This window comes from Flavonifractor sp. An112, from assembly GCF_002161085.1.
Classification (GTDB): domain Bacteria; phylum Bacillota; class Clostridia; order Oscillospirales; family Oscillospiraceae; genus Flavonifractor; species Flavonifractor avicola.
The window spans coordinates 1-13,496 of the sequence record NZ_NFLU01000016.1; the positions used below are offsets into that span (position 1 = coordinate 1).

The 13,496-nt window shown below is 62.9% G+C and carries 7 protein-coding genes and 1 tRNA gene; 5 read left to right on the plus strand and 3 right to left on the minus strand.

Translation table 11 applies throughout. The features are described 5' to 3' along the window. On the plus strand, positions 1 to 673 hold a 673-nt coding region (locus B5E56_RS12120), incomplete at its 5' end, for an N-acetylmuramoyl-L-alanine amidase family protein (protein WP_087390509.1). Positions 674 to 730: 57 nt separating this feature from the next. On the opposite strand, the gene proS is transcribed toward B5E56_RS12120, so the two are convergent. Both proS and B5E56_RS12130 read right to left on the minus strand, forming a co-directional pair. Further along, positions 731 to 2,170 (minus strand): proline--tRNA ligase, encoded by a 1,440-nt coding sequence (proS, locus tag B5E56_RS12125; protein WP_087390512.1) that lies wholly within the window; start codon positions 2,168 to 2,170, stop codon positions 731 to 733. A gap of 275 nt (positions 2,171 to 2,445) precedes the next feature. Continuing rightward, positions 2,446 to 4,752, minus strand: coding sequence for an S-layer homology domain-containing protein (locus B5E56_RS12130; RefSeq protein WP_087390514.1), 2,307 nt, complete (start codon positions 4,750 to 4,752; stop codon positions 2,446 to 2,448). Between the two features lie 184 nt (positions 4,753 to 4,936). Between B5E56_RS12130 and B5E56_RS12135 the strand changes: the two genes are divergently transcribed. From B5E56_RS12135 to B5E56_RS12145, 3 genes are read left to right on the plus strand one after another with little or no spacing between them, the layout of a single operon-like run. Further along, positions 4,937 to 5,509 (plus strand): TetR/AcrR family transcriptional regulator, encoded by a 573-nt coding sequence (locus B5E56_RS12135; protein WP_158098719.1) that lies wholly within the window; start codon positions 4,937 to 4,939, stop codon positions 5,507 to 5,509. Positions 5,510 to 5,522: 13 nt separating this feature from the next. Next, a complete protein-coding gene (locus B5E56_RS12140) occupies positions 5,523 to 7,970 on the plus strand; it encodes an efflux RND transporter permease subunit (protein WP_087390520.1) in 2,448 nt (815 codons plus the stop codon). Continuing rightward, positions 7,967 to 11,122 (plus strand): hypothetical protein, encoded by a 3,156-nt coding sequence (locus tag B5E56_RS12145; RefSeq protein ID WP_087390523.1) that lies wholly within the window; start codon positions 7,967 to 7,969, stop codon positions 11,120 to 11,122. Before B5E56_RS12140 ends, B5E56_RS12145 begins: the two co-directional genes overlap by 4 nt. A gap of 93 nt (positions 11,123 to 11,215) precedes the next feature. Here B5E56_RS12145 and typA read toward each other — a convergent pair whose 3' ends face one another. Continuing rightward, positions 11,216 to 13,042 carry a translational GTPase TypA gene (gene typA / locus B5E56_RS12150; RefSeq protein WP_087272531.1) on the minus strand — a complete coding sequence of 609 codons (1,827 nt, stop codon included), beginning with the start codon at positions 13,040 to 13,042 and terminating at the stop codon, positions 11,216 to 11,218. Positions 13,043 to 13,357: 315 nt separating this feature from the next. Between typA and B5E56_RS12155 the strand changes: the two genes are divergently transcribed. Next, a tRNA-Arg gene (locus B5E56_RS12155) sits at positions 13,358 to 13,434 on the plus strand. Positions 13,435 to 13,496: the final 62 nt, after the last annotated feature.

Genomic DNA, 13,496 nt, shown 5'->3' on the forward strand with positions numbered 1-13,496 from the left:
CACGCCGGAGCCCACTCCCACCCCGCTGCCCCTGGAGGGGGCGGTGATCTGCGTGGACCCCGGCCACTGCGTCACCCCGCTGACCGGCACCGGCCAGCGGGAGCTGGTCTCTCCCCTGTCCGATGAGACCAAGTACCTCTTTGGCGGCGGCACCGCCGGAGCCAATCAGACCGAGGAGCAGCTCAACCTGGCGGTGGGGCTCCAGCTCCGGGACGCCCTGGAGGCGCTGGGAGCCGAGGTAGTGATGACCCGGGAGGTGTCCGAGATCACCCTGGGCGGCATCGACCGGTGCAAGATCGCCCAGGAGGCGGGAGCCGATGTACACATCAGCATCCACGCCAACGGCTGGACCGACCCGGACTACAACGGGGCCATGGTGCTGGTGCCCTACGGGGACCTGCTGGGCACCCCCTCCATCGTGGAGGAGAGCGCCCGGCTGGGAGAGCTGATGATCGAGGCGGTGTGCGAGCACACGGGGGCCAAGAATTTGGGCACCGTCCAGCGGTCCGACCTGACCGCCTTCAACTTCTCCACCATGCCCTGCGTGTTCATTGAGATGGGCTTTATGACCAATCCCCGGGAGGACGCTCTCATGGAGACCCCGGAGTATCAGGCCAAGATCGTGGACGGCATGGTGGAATCCCTGCTGGCCTGGTACGGCGTAGAGGAATAAAATAAAAGGACCCGGAGCCATGCTCCGGGTCCTTTTTTGTCGTATGGTTTTGGGTGATTAGTAAGCCACGCCCCAGTACACCATGTGCTTGGCAGGCTTGCCGCAGACGGGACACACGTCGCCCAGGTGCTCCTGCTCCAGGGGGATGCAGCGGGAGGACACGCCGGCGATCTCCTTCATCTTGAGCTCGCAGGCCTCGTCGCCGCACCACATGGTCTTGGCAAAGCCGCCCTGGGTGGACATCTTCTCCTTGACCTCCTCCACGGTGGAGCAGGCATAGGTGTTCTCGTCCAGGTTCTTCTTGGCCTTGTCGTACAGGCCCTGCTGCACCGCGTCCAGCATGGTCTGGACGGTCTCCTCGATGTTGTCCAGGGAGACAAAGCTCTTCTCGCCGTTGTCCCGGCGGACCAGCACGCACTGGTTCTTCTCCATGTCCTTGGGACCCATCTCCAGACGCAGGGGCACGCCCTTCATCTCGTACTCGGCGAACTTCCAGCCGGCGGACTGCTTGGAGGCGTCCATCTTCACCCGGATACCGGCGGCCTTCAGGCGGTTCATGACGGCCTGGTTGGCCTCGATGACGCCCTCCTTGTGCTGGGCCACGGGGATGATGATGACCTGGGTGGGGGCGATGCGGGGGGGCAGCACCAGACCGTTGTTGTCGCCGTGGGTCATGATGACGCCGCCGATGAGGCGGGTGGACACGCCCCAGGAGGTCTGGAAGGGGTGGTGGGGCTTGTTGTCCTCACCGGTAAAGGTGATGTCGAAGGCGGTGGCGAAGCCGTCGCCGAAGTAGTGGGAGGTACCGGCCTGGAGGGCCTTCTTGTCGTGCATCATGCACTCCACGGTGTAGGTGGCCTCGGCGCCGGAGAACTTCTCCTTGTCGGTCTTGCGGCCCTTCACCACGGGCATGGCCAGGTAGTTCTCGCAGAAGTCGGCGTAGATGTTGAACATCTGCTCGGTCTCGGCAATGGCCTCCTCGGCGGTGGCGTGCATGGTGTGGCCCTCCTGCCACAGGAACTCCCGGTGACGCAGGAAGGGGCGGGAGGTCTTTTCCCAACGCAGCACGGAGCACCACTGGTTGTACAGCTTGGGCAGGTCCCGGTGGGAGTGGATGATGTTCTTGTAGTGCTCACAGAACAGGGTCTCGCTGGTGGGCCGGATGCAGTAGCGCTCCTCCAGCTTCTCAGAGCCGCCCATGGTGACCCAGGCGCACTCGGGGGCGAAGCCCTCCACGTGATCCTTCTCCTTCTGGAGCAGGGACTCGGGGATGAGCAGGGGGAGGTACACGTTCTCGTGGCCGGTCTCCTTGAACTTCTCATCCAGAATCTTCTGGAAGTTTTCCCAGATGGCGTAGCCGTAGGGGCGGTAGATAAACACGCCCTTGATGGAGGAGTAGTCGATGAGCTCCGCCTTCTTACACACGTCGGTGAACCACTTGGCGAAGTCCACCTCCATATCGGTGATCTGTTCCACCTGCTTTTTGTCCTGTGCCATATCTATCTCAATCCTTTTTTATCAAAATACGCATGGGTGCTACTTATTTTATTCATTTGCGGCCCAAAAGTCAAGTCAAGTATAGGGCCCGGCGCATAAAAGCCGGGCTTTAACGAATTAAGCGCTCCAGGCCGAGGCTTCGGAGGGAAAGATAGTGTGAAAGAAAACCGTCAGGGTTGTCTTTCGCGTCCAGTCAATAACGCCCCGATTTGTCAAAACAGTTTGACAAATCGGGGCCCGGCTCAGATGAGTCGGGCCCCGCAAAATTTGAACAATTACAGTTTGACCACCAGGGTGGCAACGAATAGATTGCCGGAGTACTGTCCGTACAGCTGGATCCGATCTTCCGCCGCCAGCTTGCTCAGGCTGGTGGAGGAGCCGGAGATGGTAACGAAGCTGGCGTCCTCCACATCCACGGTGAGGGGGGTGCCGTCCTCCAGGCTGATCATCAGAGTGTCGTCCTTGGTGTTGACCACCAGCACCGAGCCGGTGATCTGGGTGGAAGAGGAGGAGCTGCCGGTGACCTCGATGGCCACGATCTCATCCCCGCTGAGGGTCAAATCCACCGCGTCATTGGGCTTGAGGGAGTAGAGGGAGATGACGGAGCCCTTCTGGGTCACCGAAACACCCTCGGACACCTGGTAGGTGTCGGTGGAGCCGTCGGAGAAGCGCACGTCGATGCTGACGCCGGTGGTATCCTGAATCACCCGGGTGATGGTGCCGGACAGGGTGGCGTTCTGAGAGGTGGCCTCAATCTCATACACCTCGTTGTAGCGGACGGTGACGGTGACGCTGTCGCCGCTGCGCAGCTTGTCAATGGAGCTGGTCTTGCCGTCCCGCTCAATGTCGGGCAGGTTGGTCAGATCAATGGAGAAGGTAGCGGTGGTGCCCTGGGGGGTGCGCACCGCCAGGGTGGTGGGGCTGGCGTAGGTGATGCTCTCAATCACGCCCTGGGTGGTGGTGGAAGCGGGGTAGGTGTCCAGCAGCACCACCTGGTCGCCGGAGATCTGAAGGGTGGCAAAGTTGTTGCGGGCCACCTCCTTGACGGTGATCTCCTCTCCGTCATAGCGGGCAATGGCGTTGCTTGCGATGGGGTAGGTGCGGGAGCGGCCGGTGAGGCTGTCCTCCACGGTGATCTCGTAGGGGTCCTTGGTGAAGCTGATGCTCTTGATGGGGCCCTGGACATAGTCGGACACGGTATCCACCGCGGCGCTCACCACGGTGCCGGCGTTATCGTTGGACACCCGCAGGCTCACATAGTCCCCCCTGTTGGACACGGTAATGGAGCCCGCCTTGCCGTTGACGGTGACGGCGGCGCCGGACACCAGGGTGTACTGGGCGCGCTGGCCGTCAAAGGCGGAGACGGTAATGGTCTGGCCGCCGGACGTGTTCTCCACGCTGGTGAGGAAGCCCTCGGCGGAACGGGTGCCGCCGGACAGCTTCAGCTCGGCCAGATGGCCCATGCCGTCCACCCAGCACTGGGCCTGGGTATAACCGGCGTCGGGCTCAATCAGGGAGGGATCGCCCACCAGCTGGCCCACCTGGACTCTGGTAAAGCGGTCAATGTCCAGCCGCTTGCTGGTGCCGCTGACACTGATGGTGATGCTGTCCTGGGATACCTCAGTGATGCTGCCGCTGAGGCTGGTCAGGGTCCCGCCCAGACGGACCGCCTGAGCCGCCCCCTTGTCGTCCAGGTTCACCCGGACATACTGGCCCGCACGCAGGGAGTTGGGGGTGGTGCGGATGTTGTTTTCATAGATGGGCACGTTGGCGGGCACGGAAATGCCAAAGGTATCGGTCAGATTGCCGGTGATGGTGAGCAGGGTGGCGCCGTTGCTGGTGGAGCTCACCGCGTCGATGACGCCGCCCACCCACTGGTAGTCGGTGTAGGCGGGCAGCTCGGCATAGATGCCCTGCTCATCCATAAAGTCGATGGCACGGCGGAGCATGGTGGCCATTTCCGCCCGGGTCAGGCTGCCCTGGGGCATAAACTCATTGGCGGTGTTGCCCTGGACAATGCCGTATGTATTGAGCAGATATACATAGGGCCGCAGCACCTGGGAGATGGAGGCGGTGTCGGCAAAGCTCATGGAATAGTTGGTCAGGTTTTTGGCCATGGGCTCCAGCTGCATGGCCCGCACCAGATACATGGACAGGTTTTCGCGGGTGATGGACTTGAGCAGGGCCCCGGAGTCGCACATGGCCTCCAGCTCGCTGACGCTGATGATGCCGGTCTCCAGACAGACGGCCATTTCTTCCTCCGCCCAGCTGTAGACGTTCTCGGGCAGGATCTCCTTCAGCTGGTCGGCCCGGTCGGCGGCGATCTGCTTTTTATCCGCGGCGGACACGCCGGTGGCCCGGGAACAGAACAGCAGGGCCTCGCAGGCGGTCATCTTCTGAGCGGGGGCGAAGGTGGTGGCGCTGGTACCCTTGACAATGCCAAGACCAGCCAGATACTCCACGTCCTCCTGGGCCCAGTGGCCCTGCATATCCGTAAAGCTTACTGCCCCGGCGGGTACTACCAGCAGAGACAGCATCAGAAACAGTGCCAGCCATAGGGCGGCAAATCGCTTTGCTTTCATACATTTCCCTCCGTTGCCGTAAAGGTTTCCATAATTAGACGCCTTCATTATACTGTCCCCTTTTAAAAAAAGCAACCTATAAATCCCGCAGCCTTTCCCTCTGGCTAATCGACATTTGTATTTTATCTTGACAAGTGTAGCGTAAAGTGATATGCTGTTCCGGCCAACGAAAGGAGGGGTCCCTGTGGAGGAGAAACAAAAGGACAATCTGGATCTGCGTCAGCGCAAGACCCGGCGGCAGCTGACTCAGGCTCTGGTGGAACTGATGGAGGAGCGGCCCTTTCAGGAGCTGTCGGTGACCGATATCTGCCGGCGGGCTATGGTCCACCGCACCACCTTCTATGCCCATTTTACCGACAAGCAGGAGCTGCTCCATTACCTGCTGACCCAGCTGGAGCGGGAGTGCATTGACGCCTGCATCCCCCAGGACGCCCCCACCCCCAGGGAGTTTTTCCTGGAGGCGGCCCGCAGCACCCTGGCCTTTTTTAAGGAGAGAAGGGCCCTGTACCGGGCCTGCCTGGAAAGCGGCGCCGACACCCAGACCCGCCTGCTGGAGGACGCGGCGGCCAACGAGCTGTGCCTGCGGATGAGCCGCCCGCCCTTCCCGGACGCACTGCCGGGGGTGGACCCCCGGATCGCCGCCCGCTTCTATGTGGGGGCCATGCTGTCCCTGCTGCACTGGTGGCTGATCAGCCCCGACCTGGTGCCGGAGGAGGTCCTGCTGGACCATCTGGCCCGCTTTATCCCCAACCATTGAGAGGAATCTGCCTATGGTAACGGACAAAAAAACCGAGACACCTATGACCAAACTGGCCCGCTTTATTGTGGATAAACGGAAGGCCTTCTTTCTGGTCTTTATCGCCGCCCTCATCTTTTGCGGGGCTTCCATCAATAAGGTACAGATCAACAACGACATCACCTCCTATCTGCCGCCGGAAACCGAGACCCGGCGGGGCCTGACCCTGATGGAGGAGCAATTTGTCACCCTGGGCACCGCCGACGTGATGGTGTCCAACGTGACCTACGACACCGCCGCCGCCCTGGCCGAACGGCTGAAGGGGGTGGAGGGGGTGTCGGAGGTGGCCTTTGACGACACCGCCGACCACTACAAGGACTCCGCCGCCCTCTTCTCCATCTCCTTTGAGGGGGAGACCGGGGATGAGGAGACGGTGGCGGCCCTCCACCGGGTGGAGGATCTGCTGGAGGGGTACGACGTATCCCTGTCCACCGAGGTGGGCCGGGACACCTCCGCCTCCCTGCGGCAGGAGATGACCGTCATCCTGGCCATCGCCGCCGCCGTGATTGTGGTGGTGCTGCTTTTTACCTCCAAGAGTTATATGGAGGTGCCCGTCTACCTCATCGTGTTTGTGGCGGCGGCGGTGCTCAACATGGGCACCAACTTCATCTTCGGCACCATCTCCTTTATTACCAACTCCATCGCCGTGGTGCTCCAGCTGGCTCTGGCCATCGACTACGCCATCATTTTCTGCCACCGGTACATGGAGGAGCGGGACAACGGCCTGGATGCCCGGGAGGCGGACATTGCCGCCCTGAGCAAGGCCATTGTGGAGATCTCTTCCTCCAGCCTGACCACCATCTCCGGCCTGGTGGCTCTGATGCTCATGCAGCTGCGCATCGGCTTTGATATGGGTATCGTGCTGGCCAAGGGCATCGTATGCTCCATGCTGTGCGTCTTTCTGCTGATGCCCGGCCTGCTGATGGTGTTCCAGGGGCCCATCGACCGCACCCGCCACAAAAATCTGGTGCCCAAGATCAACTTCTGGGGCAAAGGGGTGGTCAAGCTGCGCTTTGTGCTCCCCCCCATCTTCCTGGTGGTGGTCATTGCCGGGGCGATTCTGTCCAGCCACTGCGCCTACGTTTTTGACACCAACGACGCCGATTTTTCCAACAAGCCAGACTGGCAGCTGGCTGCCGAAAAGGTGACCGATACCTTTGGCAAGAAGAATACCATCGCCATGCTGGTGCCCCGGGGGGACTATCAAAAGGAGGGCCGCATCCTGGAGCGGGTGGAGGCCCTGCCCCAGGTGACCCAGGTCACCGGCCTTGCCAACATCGAGGTGGAACCGGGCCGGATGCTCACCGACGATATCACCCCCCGGCAGTTTGCCGAGCTGGCCGGGGTGGACGTGGAGCTGGCCCGGCTGCTCTTCCAGGCCTACGGCCTGAGTGTGGAGGAGTACGGCTCCATCTTCCAGAACCCGGACGACTACTCGGTGCCTCTGCTGGATATCTTCCAGTTCCTGCTGGAGCAGAAGGACAAGGGCGTGGTGAGCCTCACCGGCGACCAGGCCCAGAAGGTGGAGGATTTGCAGGAGCAGCTGGACGTGGGCCTCAAGCAGCTCCAGGGTACGGAGTGGTCCCGGCTGGTCTTTGTGGCTGACGTGCCCACCGAGGGGGACGACACCTACGCCCTGCTGGATGAGATCCGCGCCATCGGTGAGGACTACTATAACGACGTGGTGCTGGTGGGCAACTCCACCAACGCCTTTGACCTGGCCAGCTCCTTCTCCGGCGACAACCTGAAGATCAGCGTACTCACCGCCCTCTTTGTCATCGTGATCCTGCTGTTCACCTTCAAGTCCGCCGGTCTGCCGGTGCTGCTGGTGCTCACCATCCAGGGCTCCATCTGGATCAACTTCTCCTTCCCGGTACTTACCGGCACCAATCTGTTTTTCCTCAGCTACTTGGTGGTCAGCTCCATCCAGATGGGCGCTACCATCGACTACGCCATCGTCATCACCAACCGCTATCTGGAGCTGAAGACCCGCATGGAGCCCCGGAAGGCGGTGGTGGAGGCCCTGAGCCAGAGCTTCCCCACCATCCTCACTTCGGGCACCATCATGGCGGTGGCAGGCTTCCTTATCGGCGGCATCTCCACCGACGCCACCATCGGCTCGGTGGGCCTCACCCTGGGACGGGGCACCGTCACCTCCATCTTCCTGGTGATGACCGTGCTGCCCCAGCTGCTGCTGTTGGGCGACGCCATCATCGAGCGCACCGCCATCTCCCTCAACCGGGACCGGTCCCAGCGGTTCAACAAGGGCACCATGCGGCTGGACGGTCACGTCCGGGGCCATGTATCCGGCTTTGTGGACGGCGAATTCAAGGGGGTCATCCACGGCAGTGTGGACGCCCTCATTGAGAGCAAGTATCAGGAACTCCAAATCGAGGAGCAGGAACAGGAGGATCAGCCATGAAGCACAACAGACCCGTAACCGCCCTGCTGCTGGCGGCTGCCCTCCTCTGCTCCCTGCTGCTTCCCGCCCGGGCGGCGGGCACGGTGACCATCGGGGACGAGTCCGCCTTCCTGGACTTTGCCCGCAGCTGTACCAAGGACACCTGGTCGGTGGGGGTGACGGCGGAGCTGACCGCCGATCTGGATCTCAGCGGCACAGACTTTACCTCCATTCCCATCTTCCAGGGTACCTTCCACGGCAATGGCCATACCATCACCGGTCTGTCCTTCTCCGACAAAGGGTCCAAGGTGGGCCTCTTCCGCACCCTCACCGAGAGCGCAGTGGTGGAGGACCTGACGGTGGAGGGCACCCTCACACCCGGCGGCACCGGAGGCCAGGTGGGTCTGGTGGCCGGTGAGAACTACGGCACCGTGCGTAACTGTACCGTCAAGGGCTCCGCCTCCGGTCAGGCGGATGTGGGCGGCGTGGTAGGCCTTAACGGGGAGAGCGGCACCGTGACGGACTGCTCCAACCAGGCCACAATCTCCGCCCCCAGCAACGCCGGCGGCATCGCCGGGCAGAATCTGGGTACCATCACCGGCTGCACCAATGCCGGGGAGATCAATACCGCCTCCGATCAGGATATACCCTCCAACTCCGGCGGCATCGCCGGGCTGTCCCGGGGCAACATTGACGGCTGTTCCAATTCCGGAACTGTGGGCTATCAGCACCTGGGCTACAACACCGGCGGCATTGCGGGACTCCAGTCCGGCTCCATCACCAACTGCTCCAATACCGGACATATTCTGGGCCGGAAGGACGTGGGGGGCATCGTGGGCCAGTTCGAACCCAATGTGGAGGTGCGCTACGGCGACTCTCCCGCCGACAGCCTCAACGACAGTCTGGGGGTCCTCTTTGATGAGATGGAGGGCTTTGCCGACCAGCTCAGCGGCATGGTGGGCCAGGGAGTGGAGGACGCCCAGGTCATCCATGAGGCGGTGGGTCAGATCCGGGACCGGGCCCAGCAGGCCGGGGACCAGGGTCTCACTGATTACAGCGATATGACCGACCAGCTGGACAGCCATGCCGCCGCCCTGGGGGATGCCCTGGACGGCCTGCGGGGTCATGTGGATACCTTTTCCAATGAGGCCGGGGACGACCTGGATGATCTGCTGGACGGCACCGCCCAGCTGCGCCGCAGCCTGAGCAAGATGCTGGACAGCGCCGACAGCGCCCTGGTGGAAGGGGTGGAGGCCCTGGATGATGCCGCCGAAGGCATTGAGAAGCAGGCCAATACCATCCGCACCCACCTCCAGGCCATGTCCCGTGAGCTGGACAGCCTGGGCAGCTATCTCACCCAGGTGACCGACTGCCTGAAAAAGCTGGATCTGAAGGGAGCCCTGGCAGTACCCTTCCCCAGCGTGGACCCGGCGGGACACCTGTCCGCCATCTCCAAGGCCCTGGGCAAGCTGCCCGGCCTGGTCAGCGATCTCACCGGCCGGTGGGAAACGCTGAGCCACGATACCTCAAAAGAGATGGAGGAGGCGCGGAAGGACGCGGATCAGGCTGCCAAGGCCATCCACAGCGCCGCCAGCCATCTGGTGGGGGCGGGCAGCGCCCTGTCCAAGGACAGTAAGAAGGATCTGGACGCCGTCAGCAACGAGGCCTCCGCCATTCGTACCCTGCTGAAGGACTATTCCGACCAGCTGGGGGAGCAGACCCAGGCGGCGGCAGACGATATCGGGGACCAGCTGGATGTGATCGAGCACCGGGTGGACCAGATGACCCAGGCTGCCGGGGCGGACAACACCGCCCTCCACGCCTCCGCCCAGCGGGTGATCGGGGCTCTGGACCAGGTGCGTCAGGCCATCTACGACATGGGCCGGGAGCCCAAACTCACCACCCAGGACCTTTCGGGGGACATTACAGAAGGCCCCGGCCTGGTCATGGCCTGTACCGCCGCCTGCACCGTGGAGGGTGACTCCAACGTGGGCGGCATTGTGGGGGCCATGGGGGCCGAGGTGGGGGACGACCCCGAGGCTACCTTTGACATGGAGGACATCAAACTGCTCTCCGACGTGTACGCCACCCTGCGGGCGGCAGTGCGGCAGTGCCGCTTTGACGGCGCCGTTACCGTGAGAAACGACTGCGGCGGCGGCATCGCCGGTCGGTGTACCACCGGCTCCATCCTGGACTGCGCCGCCCGGGGCACGGTGGAGACGGGCACCGACTACTGCGGCGGCATTGCAGGCCGCACCGGCGGTTCGGTGATCCGGTGCGCCGCCCTGGTGGATCTGGACGGCGGCAGCTGGCTGGGCGGCATCGCCGGTCTGGGCGGCACCCTCACCGACTGCCGGGCCATGGTGCGGGCCCAGGGAGACGGGGAGTACCGGGGGGCCATTGCCGGTCAGTCCGACGATCCCCTCACCGGCAACCGCTACCTGCTGGAGGAGCTGGCGGGGCTGGACGGGGTGGATGTGGCCGGTCAGGCGGAGGGGCTGGAGTTTGACGCCTTCTCGGTGCTGAGCGGCATCCCCGAGGACTTCCTCACCTTCTCCTACCGCTTTGTGGCCGACGGCAAGACTGTGGCCGAGATCCCCTTTGCCTACGGGGACGACCTGGACCAGAGCCTGGTGCCCGAGCCGCCTGCCCGGGACGGGGAGTATGGGGTGTGGCCCGACTTCCCGGTCAAGGGGCTGACCCGGTCCATGGTGCTGGAGGCCCAGTTTACCCAGCCTACCGCCACCCTCTCCTCCGGCGAGGAGCATCCCGCCCTGCTGGTGGAGGGCACTTTTGAGCCAGGCGCTGGTCTGAAGGCGGAAGGGCTGACCGAGCTGCCCGACCTGTCGGGCTACCGGAGCGTGGAGGGCTGGTCCTATACCGTGGAAGGCAGCCAGGGAGATACGGTGACCCTCCGGCTGCGGGCGGCGGACGCCGATCACCCGGCGGCGGCCATCCTGCAGTCCGACGGCAGCTGGCAGGTGGTGAAGGCCAGCCAGGACGGCAGCTATCTGGTCTTTGACGGCCCGGCCAGCGGGCAGGTGGTGCTGCTGGACCGCACCACGCCCAATGTTTTGCCTGTGGTGCTGCTGTGCTGCGCCGGGGCGGCTGTACTGCTCATCGCGGCGCTGGCAATCCATCGGAGAAAAAAGCGGAAAACCATCCCGGCATAAAAAACAGGCCCCGGAACCCTGCGGTTCCGGGGCCTGTTGTATTTAGCATAAAACACCGCCCCCGGCACGCCGGGGGCGGTGTTGTTCTTATGATCAGGCCTTTTTCTTGGAGGCCTCGCGCATCCGGGCCGCATGGTCCAGCAGGCGCTTACGCAGACGCAGGGACTGGGGGGTGACCTCCAGCAGCTCGTCGTCGGCCAGGAACTCCAGGCACTGCTCCAGAGACATCTGGCGGGGGGGAGTGAGGCGCAGGGCGTCGTCAGAGCCGGAGGCACGCATATTGGTCAGCTGCTTCTTCTTGCAGACGTTGACGCTGATGTCCTCCTGCTTGGGGGTCTCGCCCACCACCATGCCGGCATAGACGGGCACGCCGGCGCCGATGAAGAGCACGCCGCGCTCCTGGGCGTTGAACAGGCCGTAGGTCACGCTCTCGCCGGTCTCGAAGGACACCAGAGAGCCGGAGTTGCGGCGCTGGATCTCGCCCTTCATGGGGGCGTAGCACTCAAAGACGGAGGCCATGATGCCCTCGCCCTTGGTGTCGGTGAGGAACTCGTTGCGGTAGCCGAACAGGCCGCGGGAGGGCACCAGGAACTCGATCTTCATACGCTCGCCCACGGGGGTCATCTCCAGCAGGTCGCCCTTGCGGGAGCCGATCTTCTCGATGACGGCGCCCACGCTGTCGGAGGGCACGTCCACCACCAGGCGCTCGATGGGCTCGCACTTCTTGCCGTCGATCTCCTGGAAGAGCACGCGGGGGGGAGACACCTGGAACTCGTAACCCTCACGGCGCATGGTCTCGATGAGGATGGACAGGCTCATCTCGCCGCGGCCGGCCACGTTGAAGGCGTCGGTGGAGTCGGTCTCGGTGACCCGCAGGGACACGTCCTTCATGGTCTCCCGGAACAGACGCTCACGCAGCTGGCGGGAGGTGACGAACTTGCCCTCCTTGCCGGCGAAGGGGGAGTCGTTGACGGAGAAGGTCATCTCGATGGTGGGGGCGGAGATCTTGACGAACTCGATGGGCTCCACTGCGTCGGGGGCGCAGATGGTGTCGCCGATGGTGATCTCGCCGATGCCGCTCATGGCGATGATGTTGCCGGCGTCGGCCTCGGTGACGGGCACCTTGCCCAGACCGTCAAACTGGTACAGAGCGGTGGCCTTGGCCTTCTTGGGAACGGCGTCGGGGTCGTGGTAGTTGCACACCACGATCTCCTGGTTCTGCTTCACGGTGCCACGCTCAATGCGGCCAATGGCGATCCGGCCCACGAACTCGTTGTAGTCGATGGAGGACACCAGCATCTGGAAGGGAGCGTCCACATCGGCCTCGGGGGCGGGGATATAGTTGACGATGGTCTCGAACAGGGGCACCAGGTCGGTACCGGGCTGGTCGGGGGAGTAGGAGGCGGTGCCCTGACGGCCGGAGCAGAACAGGGTGGGGGACTCAAACTGCTCGTCGGTGGCGTTCAGGTCCAGCAGCAGCTCCAGCACCTCGTCCATGACCTCGTGGATGCGCTGGTCGGGGCGGTCGATCTTGTTGACCACCACGATGACCTTGTGGCCCAGCTCCAGGGCCTTGGACAGCACGAAGCGGGTCTGGGGCATGGGGCCCTCAGCGGCGTCCACCAGCAGGATGACGCCGTTGACCATCTTCAGGATACGCTCCACCTCGCCGCCGAAGTCGGCGTGGCCCGGGGTGTCCACGATGTTGATCTTCACGTCCTTGTAGTGGACAGCGGTGTTCTTGGCCAGAATGGTGATGCCGCGCTCACGCTCCAGGTCGTTGGAGTCCATGACGCGCTCCACCGTGGCCTGGTTCTCACGGTAGATGCCGCCCTGCTTGAGCATTTCGTCCACCAGGGTGGTCTTGCCATGGTCGACGTGGGCGATGATGGCTACGTTGCGTAATTTCTCGTTCTGCATATTCCTTCTCCTTCAGCGGCGGGGCGTCCATCCTCCGCCGCATAAGATCATAATCAGCTCGACTCTTAATTATACTGCATACCTTACGGGCCATGCAACAGCTTTCCGCAAAAAAACCAACAAAAACCCGCATCTTTCCCGCCCTCAGCGTTGACACCGCCCGGAAATTGGGTTACAATAATGCGGCATAGGCGGATTTTTGTTCCGCTGACAAAGTTAGATGCGCCTGTAGCTCAGCAGGATAGAGCGACCGCCTCCTAAGCGGCAGTTCGTTCGAATCCTGTTGAGCCCGAAAATTGAATATTTGTTGTATAAGCCCCCGTACCTCACCAGGATAGAGGGTCCGCCTCCTAAGCGGAATGTAGTGAGTTCGAGTCTCGCCGGGGGTGCCAAAACAACCGCTGTAAGCCGTTTTTCGCTGGTTTACAGCGGTTTTTGTTTTAATTAAAAAGCG

Excerpts from the sequence above, each read along its gene's own strand:
- proS (WP_087390512.1), bottom strand. The coding sequence starts at position 2,170 with ATGGCACAGGACAAAAAGCAGGTGGAACAGATCACCGATATGGAGGTG.
- B5E56_RS12130 (WP_087390514.1), bottom strand. The coding sequence starts at position 4,752 with ATGAAAGCAAAGCGATTTGCCGCCCTATGGCTGGCACTGTTTCTGATG.
- B5E56_RS12140 (WP_087390520.1), top strand. The coding sequence starts at position 5,523 with ATGGTAACGGACAAAAAAACCGAGACACCTATGACCAAACTGGCCCGC.
- B5E56_RS12145 (WP_087390523.1), top strand. The coding sequence starts at position 7,967 with ATGAAGCACAACAGACCCGTAACCGCCCTGCTGCTGGCGGCTGCCCTC.
- typA (WP_087272531.1), bottom strand. The coding sequence starts at position 13,042 with ATGCAGAACGAGAAATTACGCAACGTAGCCATCATCGCCCACGTCGAC.